This window comes from Promicromonospora sp. Populi, assembly GCF_041081105.1.
GTDB lineage: Bacteria > Actinomycetota > Actinomycetes > Actinomycetales > Cellulomonadaceae > Promicromonospora.
This window is the reverse complement of record NZ_CP163528.1, coordinates 401,025-424,949: the sequence shown is the minus strand read 5'-3', so window position 1 is coordinate 424,949 and position 23,925 is coordinate 401,025. Positions and strand designations below refer to the sequence as shown.

Annotated in this window: 18 protein-coding genes and 1 riboswitch; of the genes, 5 read left to right on the top strand and 13 right to left on the bottom strand. The window is 72.8% G+C overall.

Annotated features, from left to right (window positions below):
- Window positions 1–102 precede the first annotated feature (102 nt).
- On the bottom strand, window positions 103–1,539 hold the full coding sequence (locus tag AB1046_RS01830; protein WP_369372082.1) for an FAD-binding oxidoreductase: 1,437 nt from the start codon (window positions 1,537–1,539) through the stop codon (window positions 103–105).
- A 148-nt stretch (window positions 1,540–1,687) separates the two neighbouring features.
- On the opposite strand from AB1046_RS01830, the gene AB1046_RS01825 reads away from it, so the two are divergent.
- From AB1046_RS01825 to AB1046_RS01805, 5 genes are all read left to right on the top strand, one after another.
- Window positions 1,688–2,917 (top strand): PLP-dependent aminotransferase family protein, encoded by a 1,230-nt coding sequence (locus AB1046_RS01825; protein WP_369372081.1) that lies wholly within the window; start codon window positions 1,688–1,690, stop codon window positions 2,915–2,917.
- A 216-nt stretch (window positions 2,918–3,133) separates the two neighbouring features.
- The gene (locus tag AB1046_RS01820) at window positions 3,134–3,712 is read left to right on the top strand and encodes an NAD(P)H-dependent oxidoreductase (protein WP_369372080.1); all 579 of its coding nucleotides are present in this window, start codon (window positions 3,134–3,136) and stop codon (window positions 3,710–3,712) included.
- A complete protein-coding gene (locus AB1046_RS01815; protein WP_369372079.1) occupies window positions 3,709–4,308 on the top strand; it encodes a flavin reductase family protein in 600 nt (199 codons plus the stop codon). The genes AB1046_RS01820 and AB1046_RS01815 overlap by 4 nt, the downstream gene beginning before the upstream one ends.
- A 58-nt stretch (window positions 4,309–4,366) precedes the next feature.
- A complete protein-coding gene (locus tag AB1046_RS01810) occupies window positions 4,367–5,539 on the top strand; it encodes a nitrilotriacetate monooxygenase (RefSeq protein ID WP_369372078.1) in 1,173 nt (390 codons plus the stop codon).
- Between the two features lie 10 nt (window positions 5,540–5,549).
- A complete protein-coding gene (locus tag AB1046_RS01805; protein ID WP_369372076.1) occupies window positions 5,550–6,926 on the top strand; it encodes an NtaA/DmoA family FMN-dependent monooxygenase in 1,377 nt (458 codons plus the stop codon).
- Window positions 6,927–7,051: 125 nt separating this feature from the next.
- On the opposite strand, the gene AB1046_RS01800 is transcribed toward AB1046_RS01805, so the two are convergent.
- From AB1046_RS01800 to AB1046_RS01745, 12 genes are all read right to left on the bottom strand, one after another.
- Window positions 7,052–7,612 (bottom strand): RDD family protein, encoded by a 561-nt coding sequence (locus AB1046_RS01800; protein ID WP_369372075.1) that lies wholly within the window; start codon window positions 7,610–7,612, stop codon window positions 7,052–7,054.
- A 31-nt stretch (window positions 7,613–7,643) separates the two neighbouring features.
- Window positions 7,644–8,162, bottom strand: a complete 519-nt coding sequence (locus AB1046_RS01795) for a GNAT family N-acetyltransferase (protein WP_369372074.1) — start codon at window positions 8,160–8,162, stop codon at window positions 7,644–7,646.
- A 26-nt stretch (window positions 8,163–8,188) separates the two neighbouring features.
- Window positions 8,189–9,526, bottom strand: a complete 1,338-nt coding sequence (locus AB1046_RS01790) for an LLM class flavin-dependent oxidoreductase (RefSeq protein WP_369372072.1) — start codon at window positions 9,524–9,526, stop codon at window positions 8,189–8,191.
- Entirely contained in the window at window positions 9,523–10,905 is a 1,383-nt protein-coding gene (locus AB1046_RS01785; RefSeq protein ID WP_369372071.1) for an O-acetylhomoserine aminocarboxypropyltransferase/cysteine synthase family protein, read from the bottom strand. Before AB1046_RS01785 ends, AB1046_RS01790 begins: the two co-directional genes overlap by 4 nt.
- Window positions 10,902–11,300 carry a rhodanese-like domain-containing protein gene (locus AB1046_RS01780; protein WP_369372070.1) on the bottom strand — a complete coding sequence of 133 codons (399 nt, stop codon included), beginning with the start codon at window positions 11,298–11,300 and terminating at the stop codon, window positions 10,902–10,904. Before AB1046_RS01780 ends, AB1046_RS01785 begins: the two co-directional genes overlap by 4 nt.
- Before the next feature lie 68 nt (window positions 11,301–11,368).
- Window positions 11,369–12,532: an LLM class flavin-dependent oxidoreductase gene (locus tag AB1046_RS01775; RefSeq protein WP_369372069.1), complete on the bottom strand. Its 1,164-nt coding sequence runs from the start codon at window positions 12,530–12,532 to the stop codon at window positions 11,369–11,371.
- 392 nt (window positions 12,533–12,924) lie between these two features.
- Window positions 12,925–13,037: riboswitch (SAM riboswitch) on the bottom strand.
- A gap of 259 nt (window positions 13,038–13,296) precedes the next feature.
- Complete coding sequence (locus tag AB1046_RS01770; RefSeq protein WP_369372067.1) at window positions 13,297–16,449, bottom strand: GH92 family glycosyl hydrolase; 3,153 nt, start codon at window positions 16,447–16,449, stop codon at window positions 13,297–13,299.
- A complete protein-coding gene (locus AB1046_RS01765) occupies window positions 16,446–17,495 on the bottom strand; it encodes a LacI family DNA-binding transcriptional regulator (protein WP_369372066.1) in 1,050 nt (349 codons plus the stop codon). Before AB1046_RS01765 ends, AB1046_RS01770 begins: the two co-directional genes overlap by 4 nt.
- Entirely contained in the window at window positions 17,492–18,412 is a 921-nt protein-coding gene (locus AB1046_RS01760; RefSeq protein ID WP_369372065.1) for a carbohydrate ABC transporter permease, read from the bottom strand. The genes AB1046_RS01765 and AB1046_RS01760 overlap by 4 nt, the downstream gene beginning before the upstream one ends.
- Window positions 18,412–19,353, bottom strand: a complete 942-nt coding sequence (locus tag AB1046_RS01755) for a carbohydrate ABC transporter permease (protein WP_369372064.1) — start codon at window positions 19,351–19,353, stop codon at window positions 18,412–18,414. Before AB1046_RS01755 ends, AB1046_RS01760 begins: the two co-directional genes overlap by 1 nt.
- Window positions 19,350–20,636, bottom strand: a complete 1,287-nt coding sequence (locus AB1046_RS01750) for an ABC transporter substrate-binding protein (protein WP_369372063.1) — start codon at window positions 20,634–20,636, stop codon at window positions 19,350–19,352. Before AB1046_RS01750 ends, AB1046_RS01755 begins: the two co-directional genes overlap by 4 nt.
- Before the next feature lie 148 nt (window positions 20,637–20,784).
- A complete protein-coding gene (locus tag AB1046_RS01745) occupies window positions 20,785–23,844 on the bottom strand; it encodes an alpha-mannosidase (protein ID WP_369372062.1) in 3,060 nt (1,019 codons plus the stop codon).
- Window positions 23,845–23,925 lie beyond the last annotated feature (81 nt).

Sequence of the window (23,925 nt, the reverse complement as noted above, 5' to 3'; positions counted from 1 at the left end):
CGGTGTCTCCTTGAGGTGCGGTCACAGGTGCTGGTGTGGCAACTGGCGCGGACGGTAGCGAGGAGACGGCGCACGTCCATGGGTCAAGCCGGACTTCTCACATCATGAGATGCCCTGCTGAGACGAGTCGACGGCGAGGAAGCCGCCCGGCGCGAGGATGCCGGCCGGGTCGAGCACCGCCTTGATGGCGCGCTGCAGAGCAATCTGCTGAGGCCCGAGCTCGTCCTCCAACCAGGGGCGCTTCGCCGAGCCGACGCCGTGCTCCCCGCTGATCGTGCCGCCGTGCGCCAACGCGGCTCGGACCAGGGCGTCCGCCGCCTGGTGGAGGCGGGCGGGCGGTGCGGTCTCGTCCGGCAGGCGCGGCACGCTCAGGCCGGGGTGCAGGTTGCCGTCGCCGGCGTGCGCCACGGCGGACACCTCGACGTCGAACCGCCGGCCGATCTCGTCGATCGCCTCCAGCACGGGGACGAGCGCGGAGCGCGGGACCGCCACGTCCTCGCCCACCGACCACATGGTGGGGCGCGGGCCGCGTCCCGTGCGGCGCAGCTGGTAGTACCGCTCCCCCTCGGCATCGGCGAGCACCTGCGGTTGCAGGCCGGCTGCGGACACCGCCTCGGCGAGCAGCGTGATCTCGGCGTCGGCCCCCGGTCCGTCCGTGCGCACGAGCACCAGCCCGCCGCCGTGCCGCGCCGCGAGGTCCGTGCCGCTGTGCGCGTCGATGTTCTCCAGCGTCGCCCGGTTCAACAGCTCCACGGTGGAGGGCCGCACGCCCGAGCCGGTCACCACGTCGACGGCGCGACCGGCGTCGGGCAGGCTCCCCACCGAGACGACCAGCGTGCGGACCACTGCCGGGGCGGGCAGGAGCCGCAGGGTCGCGCCGACGACTATGCCGAGGGTGCCCTCGCTGCCCACGATCAGGCTCACCAGGTCGTAGCCGGTGACGCCCTTGATGCTGCGGTGCCCGGTGCGCAGCAGCGTGCCGTCGGCCAGCACGACGTCCAGCGCCAGCACTGCCTCGCGCGTCACGCCGTACTTGACGCAGCGCAGCCCGCCCGCGTTGGTCGCGATGTTGCCGCCGATGGTGGAGGTCTGCGAGGAAGCCGGGTCCGGTGCGTACATCAGGCCGTGCTCGCGTGCGGCGACGTCGACGTGGTCGGTGATGGCGCCCGGGCCGACGACGGCTACCTGGTCGTCCGGGTCGATCCGGATACCGGCCAGACCTGAAGTGGACAGCACAATCCCGTCGGCCGGCGCCGTCGCCCCGCCCGACAGGCCCGTCCCCGCGCCGCGCGCGACGAGCGGCACGCCGTGCGCGCTCGCTACCCGCGCCACCGCCTGCACCTGCTCGACGCTGCGCGGGACGACGACCACGGCCGGCGGCCGGGCAGCGCGCAGCCCGGTGGCGTCGGAGCGGTAGGGCTCGACGTCGTCGGGAGCCGTCAGCACGTCGGCCGGGGCGAGGTGCTCCCGCAGCGCGGCGGCGAGGGTGGCGGGCGGCAGAACGGTGTCTGTCGACGAGGTCGATGCGGGGATGGTCATCCTGCGGTTGTACGAGCCCGTGACCATGCGAGTCAACGATCCGCTGCCATGTCTCGGATCCTGGGCGGCCGACGGCGGGCTGTCCACGGGTTGAGAAGTTCCGTGCGAACCATGGCGTCCGGGCCCGGGTGCCCTATATCTGCCCGACATGACGCTCACCGAACCGACCACCCCGGACTCGCCGACGACGACACCGCCGCCCGTCCCCCTGGTCCCGTCCGTCCTCGCCCAGGGGCTGACGGTCCCGAAGGGGTTCGGCGACCAGAGCCTGCTCTCCCCGCGCCCGGACGCGATCCGCCTGCTCGGCGGCATCCCCGACCCGTCGGCGCTGCCGCTGGCCGAGCTGCGCGAGGCCCTCGGCGAGGTGTGGGACGCCGGTGGCGCCGCGGCGTCGCTGCAGTACTCGGGCTCGCACGGCTTCGAGGGTCTGCGCGGCTGGATCGCCGAACGCGAGGGGGTGGACCCGCGCCGGATCCTGATCACCAACGGCGGCATGCACGGCCTGTCCCTGACGGTCCAGGCGCTGGTCGAGCGCGGAGCCGTCGTCGCGATCGACAACCCGGCCTATCCCCTGTTCCTGCGCACCCTGGAGCTGGTTGGCGCCCGTACGCTGCCCGTGCCCGTCGAGCCCGACGGGCTGGACGTCGAGCACCTGGCGCGGCGGCTGGCCGACGGCGAGCGCATCGCCGCCGTATACACGGTGCCGGACTTCCACAACCCGACGCAGGGCACCCTGTCGGCGGCCAAGCGCGCCGCGCTGGTGGAGCTGGCGGCGCGGTACGGCTTTGTGGTCATCGCCGACGACCCGTACCGCGAGCTGCGCTTCGCTGGCACCGACCAGGGGCGGCGCGTGTTCTTCGACTCCGAGCACGTGGTGCACGTCAACACGTTCACCAAGACGCTCGGCCCCGGCCTGCGCCTGGGCTGGCTGGTGCTGCCCGAACACCTGGTCGACGTCGTCCTGCGGCTGCGCAACCGGCAGGACTCGCACTCCTCGACGTTCGTCCAGACGCTCGTCCAGCACCTGCTGGTCACCCGCCCCGGCTGGTTCGACACCACGCTCGGCCGGGCGCGGGAGCTGTACCGGCATCGCGCCCAGCTGCTGGTGGCCGAGCTGCGGACCCAGCTCCCGGGGCGGTTCGAGGTCACCGAGCCCGAGGGCGGGTTCTTCCTCTGGCCGCGCCTGGTCGACGACTCGGTGGACACCGCAGCGCTGCACAAGCGCGCGAGCGCCGAGGGAATCGACTACCAGCAGGGCGAGTTCTTCATCACGGGACCAGGCACCGACTCGGCACGGCGCCTGCGGCTCGCCTACGGCGACCGGACCGACGCGGAGCTGCGCACCGCCGTCGGCCGGCTGGCGCGGGCGTTCGGCTGAGCCGGAGGTGAAGCGAAGGGTGAGGGCCGAGGAACGAGGCACTCGCCTGGAGCGGAACCGCAGGCTCAGCCGACAAAGGCAGAGCCTGAGCCGGAGGTCCGGATAGTGAGAAGACCGGGCCTGGTCCTGGTCATCTTCCGATCCGGCGCCTATACCTCCCCATGGTCACCCGCCCGCCGCGCGACCAACTGCACAAAACGTTGCGAGGAGCCTTCCATGACTGCACCAGCCACACCGCCCGCCCCCACCGTGGTGGTCGTCTCCGGAAACCCCCGTCCCGGGTCCCGCACCCTGGGCGCTGCCGAAGCTGCCGCGCACCGGATCGCCGCCGTCCTGCAGATCGACGACGTGGTGACCGTCGACCTGGCGACGTTCGCCGGCGAGATCCTCACCCCGGAGCACCCCACGGCCGACGCCGCCAAGGCGCGCCTCGCCAACGCGACTGTCGCCGTGATCGCTACGCCCGTCTACAAAGCGGCCTACACGGGCCTGCTCAAGTCCTTCCTCGACCTGTACGGCAACGACGGCCTGGCGGGGGTCGTCGCCGTACCGCTCGTCGTCTCGGGCAACCCGGCCCACGCGCTGGCCGGCGAGGTGCACCTGCGGCCCGTGCTGGTCGAGCTCGGAGCGACGGTGCCCGCCCGGTCGCTGACCGTCACCGAGGCCCAGCTGGCTGACCTCGACGGCGCGATCGAGAGCTGGCTGCAGCGGGCGAGCGAGCCCTTGCGCCGCGCGGTACGGCCCGCCGAAGTCCCCGTCGGCGCCGGCTCCGTGGCAGGGGAGGTCGTCCGATGACCGCCGAGAACATCGACCTTTCGGCCCTGGAGGAGCTCTTGGCCCAGCAGGACGAACCCCAGCTGACCCCCGAGGAGTTCAAGACCGTGTTCCGCAACCACCCGGCCGGGGTCGCGGTCATCGCGCTCGAGCACGAGGGGCAGCTGGTCGGCTTCACCGCCACGTCGGTGATCTCGGTGTCCGCGGCGCCCCCGCTGCTGGCGTTCTCGCTCGCCTCCACGTCGTCGTCCTGGCCCGCGGTCTCGGAGGCCTCCACCCTCGCGGTCAGCTTCCTCGCCGACCACCAGGACGACATCTCGGCCCGGTTCGCCACCAGCGGCATCGACCGGTTCGCCGACGGCGGGTGGACGGCGCTGCCGACGGGCGAGCCCGTGATCGACGGCGCGGTGTCGTGGTTCCGGGCACGGGTGGTGCAGCGCACGCCAGTGGGCGACAGCTACCTCGTGTCGCTGCGCGCGCTGGAGTCCAGCCTCACGGCCGCGAGCGCCCGGTCCGGCACCGGGGCGGGAACGGCCGCCCGCCGGGAGCCGAAGGCGTCCCCGCTGGTCTACAAGGACCGCACCTACCACCGGATCGGCGACGACACCACGATCTGACCTCGTCGGCGCCCGCGGCAGGTCTGCCGCGGTTGCCACGACCACACCGGAGGACACCTTGCCTTCTTCTCCCTTCTTTGTCGGCCTCGACGCCGACGGCGCCGGCGCCCATCCCGCGGCCGCCGCCGTGACCGGCCTGTCGGGTGCCGACCTCGTGTCCGGCGCCCGGCTGGCCCGCACGGTCCGGCAGGCCGAGAACGCGGGCCTGACCTTCGTCTCGTTCGCCGACGCGCTGCTCCCGGCCGTCCCCGGCTCGCCCGCCGCGGCGCGCCTGGACTCGGTCACGCGCGCGGCGTTCGTCTCCCGTACGACGACGGCGATCGGCCTCGTGCCACAGGTCCCGACCACCTACCCCGAGCCGTTCCACGTCGCGGCGCAGCTCGCGTCCCTGGACATCGCGGCGGCCGGCCGCGGCGGCTGGGTCGCGTCGGTCACGCGCGACGCCGCGACGGCCGATGCCTACGGCCGGGCCGTCGTGGGCGACCTGGCGCGTGAAGCACGCGACGTCGTGCAGGTGGTGCGCGACCTGTGGGACTCGTGGGAGGACGACGCGGTGGTGCGCGACGTCGCCACCGGCCGGTACATCGACCGCGACCGGCTGCACTACGTGGACTTCGTGGGCGAGAGCTTCTCGGTCAAGGGGCCGCTCATCACGCCCCGGCCGCCGCAGGGGCAGCTCGTTGTTCTCGCGGCCGACGGCGACGTGGCGCCGGCCGTCGGCTCCCCGGCGCGCCCGGGACCGGCCGAGCAGCTTGTGGACGTCACGCTGGTAGGCGGCGCCGGCGTCTCCACCGCCATCGGCAACGCAGCCGCTGCACGCGAGCGCTCGCCACTGGCCGGCATAAACATCGAGGTGGTGCTCGACGCCGGGGGTCGCACCGGCGCCGAACGGCTCGCCGAGCTGCGGGCAAGCACGCCGGCGGGGGTGCGCTCGACGTGGGACACCCGCGCGCTCCAGCATGTGGGCAGCGCCGCGGGCCTGGTGCAGCTGCTGACCGACCTCGCCACCCCTGGGCCTGACGGACACCGCCCGGTGGACGGCGTGCGCCTGCTGCCGGCCGTGCTCGACGTCGACCTGCCCGTGCTCGCGCGCGACGTGCTGCCCACCCTGCGCGCGGCCCGCCTTGTCGCGGCGCCCCGGCCGGGTGCGACGCTGCGCGAGTCCCTCGGGCTGCCGCGCCCTGCCAACCGCTACGACGTGCGCGCCCCGGCTGCCGCCGTGAGCGTCTGAGGAGAGGTCCATGACCGAATTCCCGATCACCCGCCCGCACGCCCAGGTGCACTTCGGCGTGTTCTTCCAGGGGGTCAACCACACCACCGTCTGGTCGGACCCCGAGTCGGGCTCGCAGACCGACTTCGCCACCTTCGAGCGTGTGATCCGCACCGCCGAACGCGGCCTGTTCGACGCGTTCTTCCTCGGCGAGGGCTTGCGGCTGCGCGAGTCGCGGGGCGCGCTGCACGACCTCGACGTCGTCGGGCGGCCGGACGCCATCACGCAGCTCGCGGCCCTGGCCGCGATCACCACGCACATCGGGCTGGTGGCCACGCAGAACACCACGTACAGCGACCCGGCCGAGCTGGCCCGCCGGTTGCAGAGCCTGGACGTGCTGTCCGGCGGGCGCGCCGCGTGGAACGTCGTGACCACCGACAACGCGTGGACCGGGGCAAACTTCCGCCGCGGCGGCTACCTCGACCACGCGCTGCGCTACGAGCGGGCGCAGGGGCAGCTCAACATCGCGCGGCAGATCTGGGACGCGTTCCCCGACGGCACGGGCGCCCCGGCCGGCTCCGGCTCCTCCGACGGCACGGTCGCGCACGTGTCGGAGCACAGCGCCCTGTTCGAGGTCGAGCTCGACCCCACGACGCCGCGCAGTCCGCAGGGCCACCCGATCATCTTCCAGGCGGGCGACTCGCCCCAGGGCCGGGACTTCGCGGCCGCCAACGCGGACGTCATCTTCTCCCGGCACGGCTCGGTGCTGGCCGACGCCCTGGAGTTCGCCGCGGACGTGCGCCGCCGGGCCGTAGCGGCCGGGCGCCCGGAGGACGACGTCAAGATCTTCCCGGGCACCGGCATCATCGTCGGCGACACACCCGCCGACGCCGAGGAGCGGGCCCGCTGGGTGCGCTGGAACCAGGTGACCCCCGCGACGGCGCTGTCGATCGTCGGCAACATCTGGGGCGAGGACCTCTCGGGCTACGACCCGGACGGCCCCCTCCCGGCGCACGACCCGGTGGTGGAGGAGCTGGGCGGCGAGCGCGGCTCGTCGACGACGGGTGCCCGTACCCGCGAGATCGCCGCGCAGTGGCGGGCGCTGGCCGAGGCGGAGCACCTGTCGATCCGCGAGCTGGTGATCCGGAACAACAGCGAGCGCGGGTTCCAGGGCACACCCACGTCGGTGGCCGAGGACCTGATCCGGTGGGTGCGCACCGGCGCCGTCGACGGCTTCAACATCAGCCCGTGGATCGTGCCGTCGGGTCTGGACGACATCGTCGACCGGGTGGTCCCCGAGCTGCAGGAGCGCGGCGCCTACCCGACGTCGTACACGGGCACGACCCTGCGCCACCACCTGGGCCTCCGCGCCCCGCTCACCCGCCGCACCGCCGTAGGCGCGGCGTAGGCCCCGCGCTGGTCGGCAGTTTGCCCCACAGAGTCGGCAGTTTGCACTGAGGTCGGTCCAGGGCTGGACCGACCTCGGTGCCAAGTGCCGACCTCACAGGAGACTGCCGGCCTCACGGGAGGCCGTCAGGCCCGGACGACGCGAGCACCCCCGGCTCGGTCGTACGGGGTGCGGCCCGCGCCAGCGAACAGGGTGACGACGTAGGCGATCGGCAGGACGTAGGCAGCCGCGGTGAGGATCATCAGGCCCGGTCCGATGGTCGACGAACCGACGAGGGCGATCGCCGCCGCGTGCCCGATGGTCCACGGCACCGCGATCTTGAGCACGTTCCGGAGCAGGGCCGCGGCGAACGAGAGCCGCCCGCCGTCGCCGGCGCCGACCACCTTGAGCCCCAGCACACGCTTGCCGATCGTCGCCTGCCGGGGGCCGGACTCGAGGACCGCGAGGAAGATCGTCAGCGGCACCGCCGTGACCAGCGCGGCAATGACGTTCGTGGTCGTGGCCGACCACTGGTCCGTCACGCCGGAGAGGTACAGCGGGATCCCGATCGCCGCGATCAGCGCCAGCCACACCAGAAAGCACAGCCAGTCGACGAGCCACGCCGCGATGCGCCGCCAGGAGTCGGGGTTCACGTCGCTGACGCTACCGCGCGCCCGGCTCCCGAAGTTGTCGGACCTGCGGGTCACGCGGGTGATCCGCAGGTCTGACAGCTTCGGGTCAGAGGCGCTTCTCGAAGCAGATGCTCGTCTCCGCCGGGTAGGGCGGGTAGGCGGCGGTCCGGGTCCAGCCCTCGCGCTCGTACAGCGCCACCGCCTCCGGCTGGCGGATGCCGGTCTGCAGGTACAGCACCTCGATCCCCCGGTCCACGGCGGAGCGTTCGACGGCGGCCAGCACCCCCGCCGCCAGGCCCCGGCGGCGATGCGTTGGAAGGACAAACATCCGCTTGACCTCGTGGATCACCTCGGGGTGCTGGGCCGTGCCGCCCAGGCGGCGCAGCGACCCGGTCGCCACGGGTTCGATGCCGTCCAGGGCGATCCAGGTCACGAGCACCTCGTCCGCCGTCGGCACCCTGCTCAGCGCGCCCGGCCCCGCGGCCGCGAGCTGCCGGGCGCGCTGCTCCCACAGATCGGCGTAGCGCGGGGCGAGGTCGCTGGTCATGGCCTCGCGTAGCGCGGCGGCGCGCGGGTCGTCCCAGGTGGTGGCGACCCAGGTCGGGTCCGACACGATCACCGACACCGCGGTGCTCCTTCCAGTGGTTCGGTTCAGAACGCCCGCAGGTTCGCCCGCAGGCCGCCGTCGGCCCACTCCGTGCGGAGGATTCCCCGCCGGCGCAGGATCGGGACCAGCTCGTCGAGTGTGCGGTGCACAGTGACGGGGTGCAGGTCGCCCCACAGCAGCACACCGTCGTTGCCCCACTCCCCCAGCTCCTCGATCAGGTCGGCGAGCTCGCCCGCCGTGCCCACCCAGCCCGAGCGGTCGGCGATCCGGCCGAGCCGGGCCAACCCGCCGAGCAGCTCGCGTAGGGGTGTGGTGGCGAGGTCGTGGCCGCCCACCAGGCGCTTGATGGACCCGTGCGAGACGTGGTCGCCGAAGAGGCCGGTGGGCAGTGGCTTGTCCAGGTCGAGCGCGGTCAGGTCGGTCTCCAGGTCGCTCGACTGCTGCTCGGCGATGTGCAGCAGCGTCGCGTCGTCGGGGTTCGCCGACGCCGCCACGAGCCGGTCCGCCTCGGCCGGGCTGGAGACGAGCACCGGGCGGATCGCGAACAGGACCTTGACGTGCTCGAGCGCCCGTCCGGCGGCGCGCGCCGCGGCGTGGATCTTGGCCCGGTAGTCGCGCACGCTCTGCTCGGTCAGCGGCGCGAGCGCGAGCTGCACGTCGCTGTTCGCCCCTGCGAACGCCAGCCCCCGGCCGGACCCGCCGGGCGAGACGATCACCGGCTCGCCGTCCGCGCCCTGCTCGAAGGGGATCGCGTTGAGCGGGCCGTCGAACTCGTAGTGCTCGCCGCGGTGCCGCACCGGGCGTAGCAGGCTCCCGTCGGCGTACCGGCCGGAGACGCCGCCGGCGCCCCGGTCGGCGAGCAGCGCGCCGTCGTCCCAGGACCGCCACAGCGAGCGGACGCCGTCGAGCCACTCCTCGGCGCGGTCGTACGCGGCGTCGTGCCCGAGCGGCGGCGCGGCGGAGAAGTGGCGCGCGCTGCCCGTGTCGGTGACGAGGTTGAGGCCGAACCGGCCGCCCGACAGGTGCTGTAGCGTCGCGAGCTGGCGCGCGCCCGTGTACGGCAGCACGGCGGCCGGGTTGACCGTCGGCACGACGCCGAGGTGCTGCGTGGCCGCGAACAGGTACGGGGCCAGCAGCAGCGGGTCGTGCTTGGGGCCGCCGAACGCCTGCCGCACACGCAGGTCGATGGTCTCGGGGCTGCCGAGCGACGGGGCGTCCTCGATGATCAGGAGGTCCACCCCCGCCTGCTCCAGCGCGCGGGCCGACTCGACGTAGAGGTCGGGCCGGGTCCAGTCGTAGTTCCAGTCCAGATAGTCGTGGCCCCAGCCGTGCGGCCCGAAGCCGCGCGACAGGAACCAGCCCAGGTGCTGCAGGCGGGTCATGGTGTCTCCTTACGGAAGTCGTCGGCCCCGCGGGTGTCGTCGGCCTCGCTGGAATCATCGGCCCCGCCGGCGGCCCGGCCAGCGGCCAGGAGCCCCCGCTCCAGGTCCTCGATCAGGTCGGGCAGGTCCTCGACGCCGATGGACAGGCGCAGGGTGCCGGGGTAGACACCCACTGCGGCGCGCTCATCGGGGGTGCGCAGCACGTGGCTCGTGCTCTCGGGGTGCAGCACGAGCGAGCGGACGTCGCCGATGTGCGTCATGTGCGTGACGACCTCGACGGCCTCGACGAACGCGCGCGCGGCGGGCGCGCCCCCGCGCAGCGTGAAGGTGAAGACGGAGCCCTGCCCGTCGGGCAGGTACCGCTTGGCCAGCGCGTACGACGGGCTCGAGTCCAGCCCGGAGTAGTCCACGGAGACCACCTCGGGCCGGAACGCCAGCCACCGCGCGATCTCCAGCGCGCTGGCGCTCTGCCGCGCCACGCGCAGCGACAGGGTCTCGATGCCCTGCCCCACGAGGAACGCGTTCAGCGGCGACGGTGTGGGGCCGAACCGCGGCGCCACGGTCTCGCGCAGGTATGCCAGGCGCGCCCGGCCGCCGTGCCGCTCGGCCACGGACGGCCCGCCGGTGCGCGACGGCGCCACCAGGTGCGGGTACAGCGCACCCGACGCGGCGGCGTCGAACGTCCCGGAGTCGACGACGACGCCGCCCAGCACCGAGCCGTGACCGGCCAGGAACTTGCTGGCGGAGTGCACCACGACGTCGGCCCCGTGCTCGATCGGGCGCAGCAGGTACGGCGTAGCGAGCGTGTTGTCCACGACGAGCGCCAGTCCGTGGGCGTGCGCGACGTCGGCCACGGCGGCAAGATCCGGCAGGTCGTTGCGGGCGTTCGGGATCGACTCCAGGAACAGCACGCGGGTCTCGGGACGGATCGCCCGCTCCCAGGCGGCCGGGTCGGCGGCGTCGTCCACGAAGTCGGCCTCGATGCCGAGCCGGGGCAGGTTCTCCAGGAGCAGCCCGCGCGTGCCCTCGTACAGGCTGGACGCCGCGAGCACCCGCTGGCCGGCCGCGACCAGGCCGAGCAGGGCGACCGTGACGGCCGCCTGCCCGCTGGCCACGAACAGGGCGTCCGTGCCGCCTTCGAGCGCGGCGATCCGCTGCTCGACGGCGGCGGTGGTCGGGTTGCCGGTCCGCGTGTAGGCGAACCCCTCCCCGGCGCCGAAGTGGCCGCCGGCCTGCTCCCACTGCTCGAACTCGAAGCCAGCGGTCAGGTACACCGGCGTCGCGCGCGGAGTCACGCGGCCCGACGGCGCGGCGTCGGGCGCACCGCCGTCGGACGTGGCTGCTCTCGCGTGGACCTGGCGGGTGGCAAACCCCGTCATGGCGCGGCGCTCGGCTCGGGCTCCGTGGCGGGCAGTCCGGCCTCCTTCCAGGCGGGGAACCCGCCGTCGACGTGCGAGACGTCGGTGTAGCCGCGCGCGGCCAGCGCCTCGGCGACCGGGCCGGAGCCTTTGATCGAGCCGCACACGATCACTACCGGCGTGTCGACCGTGATCGCCGGGTGGTCGGACGGCCCGAAGAGCGCGTCGAGGTTGTCCCGGTCCACGAGCGTGGCGCCGGGGATCTCGCCCGACGACGCCCGCCCGGCCGCCGAGCGGACGTCGATCAGCAGGGCGCCGCTCGCGACCTTGGCGCCGGCTGCCTCGGGGTTCTGCAGCTCAGGGTCCTGCAGCTCGGGGGTCTGCGCTTCAGGCGTCTGCGCCTCAGGGGTGGTCATTTGTTCTCCCTCACGAATGGGTGTGGTGTCTTTGGTGCGGTGCTGCTCGGGTGCGGTCGGCGCCCGCGTCAGGCGCTCAGCAGCCGGCCCGTGGGCTGCGCCCGGTCGACCGCGTCGGCGTCGGGCAGCCCGAGCGACCCGCGCAGCGTCGTCTCCGTGCGCTCGGTGCGGAACAGCCCCGCCCGCTGGAGGGCGGGCACCAGGTGGTCGGTGATCGCGTCGAGGTCCGAGCTGAGCGAGGACGGGCGCAGCAGGAACCCGTCGGCGGCACCGACCGACGCCCAGTCGGCGACGAGCACGGCAAGCTCGTCCGGGGTGTCCGCGAAGACGAGCGAGCTGCCCATGGGCGCGGTGCCTTCGAGCGCCTCGACGAGCTCCAGCCGCGCGCGAGCGCTGGCCCGCTCGGCCGCGAGCACCACGTACACCTCGGCGAGCACCCGCACCTCCTCGGGGTCGCGCCCGGCGGACAGGGCCGAGTCCCGCACGAGGCGGCGCAGCCGGACGGCGTGCGCGATGTCGGTCACGGCGATCCGCGCGACGTCGGCCGTGCGCCCGGCCAGCGCGGCGCTCGCCTCGGAGCGCACCCGCACGACGACCGGCGGGCAGACGCGCGGCAACGGGTCGCCGCCGCTCGCCGGCCGGCCGCGGACGGCGAACCGGATGCCGTCGTGGTCGACGCGGAACCGGCCGTCGGCGTCGAGCTGGACCGCCCCGGCACCCGTACCTGGCCTACCGGTCCAGACCCGGGTCACGGAGTGGATGCCCAGCTCGACGCGGGCCGCCCACGCCTCGTCGGGCTCGGGAACCGCACTGTGCCGGGTGGCCTGCCAGCCTGCCCGGCCGCCGCTCGCGCGGTCGATGCTGCTCAGGGCGACGGCGGCGTGGGCCGCCTCGACGTGCACGGTGTCGACGGCGGCCACAAGCCCGACGCCGGTCGTGACCCGGGCGGCGCGGGCCGCGGCGACGGCCGTGTCGAGCCGCCCGGTGACCTTGCTGCGCCCCGGGTGGAGCAGGAAGCTCTCGTCGAGGGTGACGAGGTCGAGCAGGCCGCGGTCGGCGGTCCGCATCAGGTGGAGGAACCGCTCGCCGTCGAACGGACGAGGCGCTACCGGGCCGCGGGCGCGGTGGGCGCCCGGGCGGGCGCCGGCGGAGGTGAGGTCCACGCCGAGCACGAGGGGGCGGGGCGAGGGACCGGCGGAGGAGAGGGACGTGGGCTGCGGTGGGTACGGCACGGCGGGGCTCCGTTCGGGCTGCGGCTGCGCGACGGCGCCCGGACGGCCCCTGCCGGCGGCGCACGGATGATGTGCGACGGCGTTCATGGGTCACCCGGGAGCGGAGGCTGCCGGAAAGCAGGAGAGAGACGTCCGGTCAGGAACGTGAGGGCCGGTTTCGGCCGGGGCTCGGCGCGTGGCGCCGAGGGGTGGTCCGAGCGGAGGACCGGCGAGGGCCGGTCAGCGGGTCGGGTCTGCCGCGGTCAGCGACAGGAACAGCGACAACACATGTCCTCGCGGGGGGCCACACCGGCCCGTGCAGCGACGTACCTGGACGGCAGGGACACGTGGACGGCGGACGCAGCGCTCCGGGTCATCGTCGTTCTCCTCACCTGCTCGCCCTGACGGCGAGCGACGCGTGTTGTCATCCGCCGGGCGGCGGACGGCCTGGTCCTCACCCGGGGCACCCACCCGCGCGGGGGGTTGCCGTCCGACCAGCCGGGGCTTTGCATCGGAGCTCATGACCTGCCGGGACTTACCACACCATTCCGGTCGGATTAGTGCGGTCGATCCCGATGTAGAGAAGATACGAATGGAACCCATCGAAGTCAACAATCCCTCGGCCAGATCTCATATGCCGGGATATGCGTCTCGCCGAGAGTGCCGCACGGTCCGACCGCTGACTTCGGTCCCTTGCAGCGACCCATCACCGACTTCGGTCCGTTGCTCTGAGATCGGTCGGTTAATTGACCGATCTCAGAGCAACGGACCGAAGCCGCAGGATCTCAGCCGCAGAGCAACTCGATCTGGGCCAGGGCGCCGTCGTCGCCCAGCTCCAGCCGGAGGCCGGTAAGGGGTGCGGGCTCGGCCAGCACGAACGGCCGGAGCTGGCCCGGCCAGGGCCACTCCTCGCCGGAGCGCTCGTCCAGCACGCGCCCGTCGTCCGCGACCAGCCGCCAGGCCGACGGCGGCACCCGGTCCCCGGTCGACGACGTGAGCGTGTAGGCGCGGATAACGGCACCCTCCGGGATCTCACGGGACGGCCGCCACTCGAGGACTCCGGTCACCTCGACCGAGGCCGTCAGATCACCGTCGGTCAGGCGCGAGAGGGGTGCGCCGCTGGTGCGCCAGCCGCCGTCGGCCCGCTGCCACGGCCCGGCGGGTGAGGCTCCGGCGTCAGAACCGGAACCGGACTCATCGTCCGACGACGGCACCCCCCAGCGCGTAGGCGTCCCGGACAGGTCGAACCGCAGGGTCGCTCCCCCGGTCAGCTCGCGATGCTCCACCGACGGCGCCACGACTGCCCGCGTCGCGCCGTCGCCGTCCGACACCGCCAGACCCGCCACGTACCACTGGTCCGCCGCACCCTGCGCCTCGACCACGAGGTCGCCGTCGGGCCGGTGCACCACCGCCCGCTCGAAGAGCGGCGAGCCGATCGCCCAGCGCGACGACCCGATCTCCAGCGGGTACAGGCCGAGCGCCGAGAGCACGTACCAGGCCGACATCTCGCCGTTGTCCTCGTCGCCGTGGTACCCCTGCCCGAGGTCGTTGCCGGTCCACAGGCGGGCCAGGATCTCGCGCACCGTCTCCTGCGTACGGTCCGGCCGGCCCGCGAACAGCCAGACGTACGGGATGTGGTGCGACACCTGGTTGGACTGCCCGAGCTGGCCCAGCCGCACGTCGCGCGCCTCGAACATCTCGTGGATCGCCGTGCCGTAGGTGCCCGGCTTGTCCGCCCGCTCGGGGGTGGCTGAGAACCGCTCCAGCAGCTCCGCGAGCCCCTTGCGCCCGCCGTGCAGGCGGGCCAGGCCCGCGCCGTCGTGCACCGGGTGGAACAGGAAGTTCCAGGCGTCGGACTCGGTGTAGTCGCCGCCCCACTCGTCCGGGTCGAACGTGGCCGGGTTGAACGACCCGTCCTGCCCGCGCCCCCGGAAGAAGCCCGTCTTGTTGTCGAAGAGGTGCACGTACCCGAGCGCGCTCTGCCGCAGGTAGGCGGCCTCGTCCCGCAGGGCGCGACGACGGCCCTCCGGGGTACCGGGCGCGTCCGCGAGCGCCTGCGCCATCCGGGCCAGCCCGGCGTCGTTGATGTAGCCCTCCAGGCTCCAGGACACCGACTCGTCGACGTCGCGGGGCACCCAGCCGTTGGTCAGGGCGAAGCCCTGTCCCTTGCGGCCCACGCCGGACCTGGTGGGCAGTGCGGTCGCGTTGCGCAGCGCGGCGTCGTAGGTGGCGAGCGGGTCGGGCAGGTCGACGTCGCGCAGGTACAGGTCGGCGAAGGCGACGTCGGACGAGGTGCCGGTCATCAGGTCGGCGTAGCCGGGCGAGGACCAGCGCGCGACCCAGCCGCCCTCGCGGTACTGCTGCACGAACCCGTCGGCGAGCCGTCCCGCGACCTGCGGGTACAGCAGCGCGTAGGCGGGCCAGCAGGTGCGGTAGGTGTCCCAGAACCCGTGGTTGACGAACATCTCGCCGGGCACCACGGGCGCGCCGTCGAGCACGGGCGAGGCGTGCACGGCCTCGCCGTCGGCTCCCACCTCCGTGTAGGAGGACGGGTACAGGTTCAGGCGGTAGAGGTTCGAGTAGAGGGTGACCTGCTGCTCGTCGGTGGCGCCCTCGACGTCGAGCACCCCGAGGCGCTCCTCCCACTGTGCGCGGGCGCGGTCGGCGACCTCGTCGAACGTGCCGGACACCTCCCGGTCCAGGGCACGCCAGGCGAAGTCCTCACCGATGTACGACGTCGCGACGCGCACCTCGACCGTGCGGTCGGCGTCCAGCGCCACCGTGGCGTAGGTGGCGTGGTCCCGGCCGCGGGCCTGGCCCGTGCGCAGGACCGGGCGGGAGATCCGGCCCACCACGTACATCCGGCTGCGGCCTACCGACAGCTCGCTGCCGTGGTCGCTCCAGCCGGTGAACGTGCCATCGTCGTGCACCGTCACGGCCACGGGCGGGCCATCCGCGCCGGAGTCGCTCACGGCGTCGATCAGCAGGTGGCCGGTCGTGGCCCCGGGCGGGAACGTGAACCGCAGCACGCCGCCGTGGTCCGACGCCGCAACGGCCACGCGGGCCCCGCCGTCCAGGCCTACCTCGTACAGGTGCGGGCGGGCGGTCTCGTCGTCGTGCGAGAAGGCGAGGGCGCGAGCTTCCAGAGCGGCGTCGGGCACCTCGTCGTCACCGGGCCGCGCCGGGACGAGGTGGAACGCGAGCTGGTCGCGGTCCCCCATCCACGGGCTCGGCTCGTGCGAGATGCCGACGGCCTGCAGGCGCGGGCGGTTGTCCGGCCCGTTGTGCGCGGCCCAGGAGTAGAGCCAGCGGTCCGACGCCGCGTCCGTGAACGGCACCCACATCGTGAAGCCGTTCGGCACGGCCGCCGCAGGCACCGTGTTTCCCCGGGAGTACGCGTACGACGAGTGGCTGCCCCGCCGGGTGTCCACAAGGTCGGTGCGGCCGGTGATCGTGCGCTCCGGGCGCGGCCCGAGGGTCACGGCGTCGAGCCACACCTCGGTGGGCCCGCCGTCCGGCGGCGCGGTCACGACGGCCGCCGCGCGCACGCGGCGGCCGGGCGCGGCGTCCGCCGCGGCGGACAGGTCCACGCGGACCAGGTTCCAGTGGTCGGGCACCAGGATCCGCGCGTCTCCCTGCCCGACGGCGGTCGCGGCCATGCCGTGCTGGTCCGTGAGCGCGCCATCAGGCACGGCCTGCGCGAGCCACGTCCCGTCGTCGAGCAGCAGGTCGATCCCGACGTAGGTCGAGCGGTAGGCGAGCTCGTCGTCGAGCACCGGCAGGAGGGTGTAGCGCAGCTCGACGCCGGCCTGGAGAGTGACGTCCAGGTCGTCGAGCACAACGGTGCGGCCTGCGCCGTCGTGCCGCACCTCTCGCGCGTGCTCGCTGGTCAGGCCCACGCCCGGCAGTCCCGCCGGGACGTGTGCGGGCCCGGTCACGCGGCGGCCCCCGGGACCTGGCCCGTGCTGCCGCGCACGGTCAGCTCGGGGGTGGCCGCGCGCACGACGTCGGGCACCGGTTCGCCGCGGACCAGCGACAGCGTGGTCGCCGCGACGAGCTCGCCGAGCTCGAAGGTGTCGCGCGTCATCGCGGTGAGCGGCGGGTGCGCGAGGCGCACCAGCTCGGAGTCGTCGAAGGACGCTACCGAGACGTCGCCCGGCACGCTGAGCCCGGCCTCGGCCAGGACGGTAACGCCCGCGAGTGCGGCCACGTCGGAGTCGTACACGATTGCAGTTGGCCTTTCGTCGCGGGCCAGGAGGGCCCGAGTGGCTGCCGCGGCCTCGTCCTGCGAGAAGTCCGTCGGCACGGTGGTGATGGTCAGGCCGAGGCGGGCCCCGGCGTCGTGCAGGGCGGTGACCCGGCGCGCGGAGTGCACGTAGGTGGGGATGCCGCCCACGTGGCCGACCTGCACATGCCCCAGCGTAGCCAGGTGCTCGGCGAGCGCCGTCATGGCGGCGTGGTCGTCGGCGAACACGGCAGGCACCGGTCCGGGGAACCCGTCGCCGCCGACCAGGACGGCGGGCAGGCCCATCCGCACCAGCTCGTCGGGGCGCGGGTCGTCCTGCTCAAGATCGAGCAGGACCACACCGTCGGTACGCCGTTCGGCTGCCCAGCGGCGGTAGACGTCGAGCTCGGCGGCCATGTCCTCCACGACCAGCAGCTGGAGGGCCACGAGGTCGGTGGACAGCCGCGCCTGCAGGCCCGAGACGAGCTGGGCGAAGAACGGCTCCACGCCCAGCGTCCGGGCGGGGCGCGCGACGACCAGCCCGACCGTGTCGGCGCGGCGGCCGCCCAGCGCCCGGGCGGCGACGTTGGGTCGCCACCCGAGCTCGGCGACGGCGGCCAGGATGCGGGTCCTGGTCTGCTCGCTGATCCCTGGGCGGTCGTTCAGCGCGAACGACACCGCCGTCGGGGAGACCCCGGCGTGAGCGGCGATGTCCGCGATCGTGGGCCTGCGGCCGGGCCGGTCGACGCTCTGGGTCACCCCTTGATCGCCCCCTCGTCGACACCGCGGAAGAAGTACCGCTGCAGCGCCGCGAAGAACACGACGATGGGGATGAACGCGATCATGGTGCCCGCGGCCACCACCCGCGGGTTGTTCGTGAACGTCCCGGACAGGTACTCCAGGCCCACGGTGAGCGTGAACCTGTCGGGTGTGGTGAGCACGATGAGCGGCCACAGGAAGTCGTCCCACGCACCGATGAACGAGAAGATCGCGATGACGGCGAGCATGCCCTGCACGTTGGGCAGGCCCACGTGCAGCAGCCGCTGCCAGGCGTTCGCCCCGTCCACGAGCGCCGCGTCGTCCAGCTCCTTCGGGATGGCCGCGAACGCCGTGCGCATCAGCAGCACGTTGAGCATGCCGATCGTGCCCGGCAGGGCGACGCCGAGCAGGGTGTCGGCGAGCCCTAGCTGCCGGATCGTCAGGTACTGCGCCACGATCGTGGCCTCACCCGGCAGGAGCATCGTCAGCACGATCGCCCCGAGCACCAGCTTGGTGCCGCGGAACTTCAGCCGAGCCAGGGCATACCCGGCAGCCGTGGCTCCGACGATGTTGCCGAAGATCACGATCCCCGCCACCACTATCGAGTTCCCGGCGAAGTTCAGGATCGGGACCGTCTCGAACGCCTGCACATAGTTCGCCAGCGTGGGCGCGCTCGGCAGGAAGCTCGGGTTGGTCGTGTACACGTCCTCGCTGGCCCCCTTGAGCGAGGTGGAGAGCTGCCACAGGAACGGGCCGAGCGTGATGAACAGGACCAGGACCAGCAGCGCGTAGCGCAGCACCATCTCGCGCGGCGACGGCGTCGCGAACCCGCGCGCCCCCGTGCGGTCGGTGACCGGCCGCGGGGTGCCCGTGCGCCTGCTGACCAGACGCTCGCCGAGTGTGCGCGTGCCCGCCATCAGGCCTTCCCCCGGTTGATCCGCGCGATGACCAGGAGCGGGCCGAGCGTGATGAAGAACAGCAGCAGCGAGAGCGCCGAGGCATACCCGAGGTTGCCGCTGAACCCGCGGGCGTACATCTGGATGAGCATGACCACGGAGACGTCGGCCCCGCCGATGCCGCCGGTGCCGTTGGTCAGGATGTAGAGCTCGGCGAACACGCGCAGCGCGGACACCGTGATCATCACGGAGACCAGCAGCATCGTGTTGCGCACCCCCGGGATCGTGATGTTCCAGAACCGGCGCCACGCTCCCGCCCCGTCGACCGCGGCCGCCTCGTGCAGCTCACGCGGCACACCGCCCAGCGCCGACAGGTAGATCACCATGTAGTAGCCCAGGCCCTTCCAGATGGTCAGGCTGATCGCACTGAAGATCACCAGCCAGCGGTCCGTGAGGAATGGGATCGCCTCGGTGACAAAGCCCAGGTTCAGCGCCATCGCATTGATGACGCCGCGCTCGTCGAGCAGCCAGCCCCAGATGAGGGCCACCACCACTGCGGAGGCCACCACCGGCGTGTAGAAGGCGGTGCGGAAGAACGAGATGCCCGGCAGGTTCTTCTCCACCAGCACCGCCAGCCCCAGCGGCACGAGCAGCAGGAACGGCACGCACACCAGCATGTAGACGATCGAGTTGATCAGCGCGGTGGCGAGCTGGGTGTCGCTGAGCATGCGCTCGAAGTTCGCGAACCCCACGAGCTCGCCGCCGGAGAGCACTCGCACGTTCGTGAACGCCAGGAAGAACGCGTTCGCCGTCGGCCACAGGTTGAACACCAGGAGGAACAGGATCGCCGGCGCCACGAGCAGCCACGGCGTGAACCACGAGTGCGTCCGGACGGCGTACGTGCGTGCCGCGGGTTGCAGGGCCTGGACCGGACGGGTCCAGGCCCCGCGTGCCGTCGTCACTGGTCGGCGAGCAGCTGGTTGCATTCTTCGACTGCCGTGTCCAGGGCCTCCTGCGAGGTCTTGTCGCCGGCGATCGCAGCTGCGAACTGCTGGTTGACGATGGTGGTCATCGCTTCGTTGACCTCGACCGGCTGCAGCACCCGCGCGGTGGTGAGGTTGCTGAACGCGATCGCCTTGGCCTCACCCTGCGGGGTGCCGTCGCTCTCGGCGAGCTCGGGGTTCTCCTGGGACGAGGCGGTGGACGGGAAGACGCCGGGCACCTCGGCCGCGAACGCCTCCTGGTTGGCGGCGTTCGTCACGAACTGAGCCAGCGCGACCGCCGTCGGCAGGTTCTCGGACTGGTTCGAGACGGACAGACCCTGCACGTACAGCGGGGTCTCCCCGATGTACGGCGACGAGGTGATGCTCCCCTCCAGCGACGGGTTGTTCTCCAGCACGCTGTTGATGAAGTTGCCGCCACCCGTGGACCAGGCCACCCGGCCCTCGGTGAACAGCTGGCTGTTGCCGAGGTAGGCGTCGGCGAGCACGTCGTCGGGCATGAGGCCGTCCGCGTACGCGTCGCGGTAGACGTCCAGCAGCTCGGCCGCCTCGGGCGTGTTGAACGTGAACTCGGTGCCGTCGTCGGACAGCACGGGCAGGCCCGCTGCCGCGAAGTCACCCAGGCCGGGCTTGCGGCTCATGAGGTACTCGCCGGTCTCGTCCTGCATGGTGCGCGCCTGCTCGACAAGCTCGTCGAGCGTGGTGGGCGGCGACGCCGGGTCGAGGCCCGCGGCCTCGAACATCTCGGTGTTCCAGTAGTTCAGGTCCGTAGTCAGGTACCACGGGAAGCCGAACGTGCCCTCGATGCCCGCGTACTGGTAGGCCGCGAGCGCCCCCGGCACGTAGGTGTCCTCCAGCGTGTCGTCGAGGGTCGTGACGTCGGAGAGCAGGTCCTCGCGCGCCAGCGAGAGCGCGAAGTCCGGCGGCAGGTTCGTGACGTCGGGCAGCTCGCCGGCGGCGGCCTGCGAGAGCACCTTCTCCGAGTAGCCGTCGCCCGGCTGGTCGAGCCAGGTCACCTCGGTGCCCGGGTACTGCTCCTCGAAGCCGGCGATCACACCCTCGACATACTCGGTGAAGTTGGGCTTGAGCGCCCACGTCTGCAACGTGACCTCGCCGGTCACGTCGCCCGAGGCCGATGCCGTGCTCTCGCTCTCCGCGCCGCCCGCACCGTTGAGGGCACAGCCGCCGAGGGCGGCCAGCGTGGTCAGGGCAACCCCCGCAGCCCCGATCCTTCTGATGTTCATGACAGTTCCTTCCAGCAGATGCTTCGTCGCGTCCTGGGGTACATGCCGTGTGCTTTCTCGCCTCGACGCCGACTAAAGCGCTTTAGCAAGACCACAGCGTCCCGCCTGGCCCCTTTGCTGTCAAGGGCCAGGCGGGACGGACGACGAGCTAGGCCGACGTGAAGCGGAGGGTGCGGACCTCGAACGGGGTCAGGTCGACCGCTACCGCGCCGTCCGCCGTCAGCGCGAGCGCCGGGGCCTCGATGGTGTCCTCGATCAGGCTCACGGTGCGGGCGCCGGCCACCGGCGCCGCGACCGTGACGGTGCCCGACGCGCGCCGGCCCTGCGCCTCGTAGACCCGCACCACGAGGTCGCCCGACCGGTCGTCGGCCAGCTTGACCGCCGACAGCGTCACGCCGCCGGCCACGCTGACCAGCGGTGTGACGCCGGCCCCGCCGCGCAGCTCACGCGGGCGCGCACCGAACGTGGCGCCCGCCTCGGTGGCCACGGCGGTGTCCGCGCCGACCACCAGGCCGTAGCGGTGGGTCTGCAAGCCCTGGTCGGTCTCCGGGTCGGGGAACCGCGGGGCCCGCAGCAGCGACAGCCGCACGGTGGTGGTCACCTCCGGCACGCCCGACGCCGGTGCCACCCCGGCCTCCGACACGTCGCGGGTCACGTCGTACCCGTAGACCGAGTCGTTGACCAGAGCGACGCCGAAGCCCGGCTCCTCGGCGAGCACCCAGCGGTGCATGGAGGTCTCGAACTTGGCGGCCTCCCAGCTCGTGTTGGTGTGCGTGACCCGCTTGTGGAACCCGAACTGGGTCTCCGCCGCGACGTGCTCGGCGCGCACGTCGAGCGGGAACGCGACCTTGAGGAACTTCTCGGCCTCGTGCCAGTCGGTCTCCATGGCGACCTCAAGGGTCCGGCTGCCCGGCGCGAGCGTGATCGTCTGGTCGAGGCTGGAGGACGAGAACCGCCGGTGCACCGTCACGACGGCCACGCCGTCGTCCACGGCGGCGGTGACCTTCTCGGCGTCGCGCAGGTCGGTCACCGAGTTGCGGTAGAACCGGTCCACGTCCCAGGCGTCCCACTGGTTCGGGAAGTCCTGGTGCAGCTGCAGCACGTTGGCCTGACGGCCCGGCGCCACCGCGTCCCGCCCGGTGGCCAGGTCGATCGCGGACGTCACGTGGCCCGCGCCGTCCAGCGTGACCTGGACCAGGTCGTTCGCCAGGACGTAGCCGCCGTCGGGCAGTTCGGTCAGGGTGCTCGACGGCGCGGCCGGGGCCGCCGCCGCGGCCACGCCGAGTGCCGGGACACCCGACTGGGCGAACACCGCCGGGTTGGCGCGCAGCGCCACGTCGCCCTCGCCGACCAGGGCGAGCAGGGAGCGGTTGATGATCTCCTGCGCGCCGGCGGTGATCGCCGCGTGCTGCGCGACCGACTCACGGTGCACCCAGGCGATGGACGTGCCCGGCAGGATGTCGTGGAACTGCAGCAGCAGGACCTGCTGCCACAGCGCGTCGAGCTCGTCGTACGGGTAGTCGGCGCCCGTGCGGGCCGACGCCGTCGCGGCCCACGCCTCCGCCTCGACCAGCAGCTGCTCGTTGCGGCGGTTGCCCTGCTTGGTCTGGTGCTGCGACGTCAGGGTGGCGCGGTGCAGCTCCAGGTAGAGCTCGCCCACCCAGACAGCGCTGTCACTCGTCGCGTGTGCGGTGAGCTCTCCGCGAGCGCGCTCGAAGAAGGCGTCCGGGTGCTCCCAGCGGACCTTCGCGCTGCCCTCAAGATCGGCCAGGCGCCGGGCCCTGCCGGTCATCTCGCGGGTGGTACCACCGCCGCCGTCGCCGAAGCCGACGGGTGCGATCGAGCCCGTGGCGTGCCGCGCCTCGCGGAACTGGCCGGTCGCCTTGGCGATCTCCTGGCCCGAGAGCTGCGAGTTGTACGTGTCCATGGGCGGGAAGTGCGTCAGGACGCGCGAACCGTCGATGCCCTCCCACCAGAACGTGTGGTGCGGGAACTTGTTGACCTGGTTCCAGGAGATCTTCTGCGTGAAGAACCAGTCGAACCCGGCGCGGCGCACAAGCTGCGGCAGGGCCGGCGAGTAGCCGAACGAGTCCGGCAGCCACACGCCCTTGCTGCGGATCCCGAACTCCCGCTCGAAGAACCGCTGCCCCTGCGAGAACTGGCGCGCGAGCGCCTCGCCGGACGGCATCACGGTGTCCGACTCGACCCACATACCGCCCAGCGGCAGGAACCGGCCCTTGGCGACCGCGTCCTTGATCCTGGTCCACACCTCGGGCCGGTGCTCCTTGACCCACGCGTACTGCTGCGCGGACGACATGCCGTACAGGAAGTCGTCGGTGCGGTCGATGAGGTCGGTCATGGACGACGTCGTGCGCGCGACCTTGCGGATCGTCTCCCGCACGGGCCACAGCCAGGCCGAGTCGATGTGCGCGTGGCCGACCGCCGAGATCTCGTGGGCGCTCGCCTCCGCCGGGCTGGCGAGCACGTCCGCGAGCGCCGCCCGGGCAGCAGTGGCTGTCTCGGGGATTCGCTGCAGGTCGAGCACGTCGAGGGCGTTGTCGAGGGCCTGCAGGATCCGCATGCGGCGAGGGCCGGTGGGCAGCTCGGCCTGCAGCTGGAGCAGCACCTCGACGTCGAGGGCGAGGTCGTGCACCTCGGTCTCGAAGATCGCGAGGTCCATGCGCTTGGTCGTGTACAGGGGGCGCGGGGAGGAGGTGGTGGTGTCACCCTCCTGGGTCACCTGGAAGGCAGGGAAGTCGAGGAGCACGGGGTTCGACGCCGCCTCCAGGAACAGCTCGACGCGCTCGCCGCCGGTTGCGACGTCGGCCACCGGGACGTGCTGGTTGGGCGGGTTGATCGACTTCACCGGGCTGCCGTCCGGCCGGTAGACCAGTGCCTCGGCTTGGAAGCCGGGCATGCTCGCGTCGAAGCCCAGGTCTACTACCGCCTCGACGGTCCGCCCGGCCCATTCGGCGGGGACCGTGCCCGTCAGCCGGAACCAGGTGGTGCCCCAGGCCGGGCCCCAGGGGGTGCCCACCTCGTACGGCTCCATCGCGAGGGCAAGGCCTTCGGCGGGAGCGATCGGCTCCCCTGGCAGGGCATGCCACTCGATGTCGAGCGGTACTGACGTGCCGTGCACCGCGGGCCAGATCCGCTCGGTCAGCACTCGTGTCGCGCGCTCGGTGGTCAGTTTGATGTCGTCGTGCATCGAAAGAGCCTCCCCTGTTTCACCGTTGAACGCACGCAGGCTAACCCAGACTGGTCCGGTGGCCGGGTGGCTGTCCGCACC

Coding starts and splice junctions, on each gene's coding strand:
- AB1046_RS01790 (WP_369372072.1), bottom strand. CDS start 9,526: ATGACCCGCCTGCAGCACCTGGGCTGGTTCCTGTCGCGCGGCTTCGGG.
- AB1046_RS01815 (WP_369372079.1), top strand. CDS start 3,709: ATGACCGCCGAGAACATCGACCTTTCGGCCCTGGAGGAGCTCTTGGCC.
- AB1046_RS01805 (WP_369372076.1), top strand. CDS start 5,550: ATGACCGAATTCCCGATCACCCGCCCGCACGCCCAGGTGCACTTCGGC.
- AB1046_RS01760 (WP_369372065.1), bottom strand. CDS start 18,412: ATGGCGGGCACGCGCACACTCGGCGAGCGTCTGGTCAGCAGGCGCACG.
- AB1046_RS01830 (WP_369372082.1), bottom strand. CDS start 1,539: ATGACCATCCCCGCATCGACCTCGTCGACAGACACCGTTCTGCCGCCC.
- AB1046_RS01825 (WP_369372081.1), top strand. CDS start 1,688: ATGACGCTCACCGAACCGACCACCCCGGACTCGCCGACGACGACACCG.
- AB1046_RS01745 (WP_369372062.1), bottom strand. CDS start 23,844: ATGCACGACGACATCAAACTGACCACCGAGCGCGCGACACGAGTGCTG.
- AB1046_RS01780 (WP_369372070.1), bottom strand. CDS start 11,300: ATGACCACCCCTGAGGCGCAGACGCCTGAAGCGCAGACCCCCGAGCTG.
- AB1046_RS01785 (WP_369372071.1), bottom strand. CDS start 10,905: ATGACGGGGTTTGCCACCCGCCAGGTCCACGCGAGAGCAGCCACGTCC.
- AB1046_RS01820 (WP_369372080.1), top strand. CDS start 3,134: ATGACTGCACCAGCCACACCGCCCGCCCCCACCGTGGTGGTCGTCTCC.
- AB1046_RS01750 (WP_369372063.1), bottom strand. CDS start 20,636: ATGAACATCAGAAGGATCGGGGCTGCGGGGGTTGCCCTGACCACGCTG.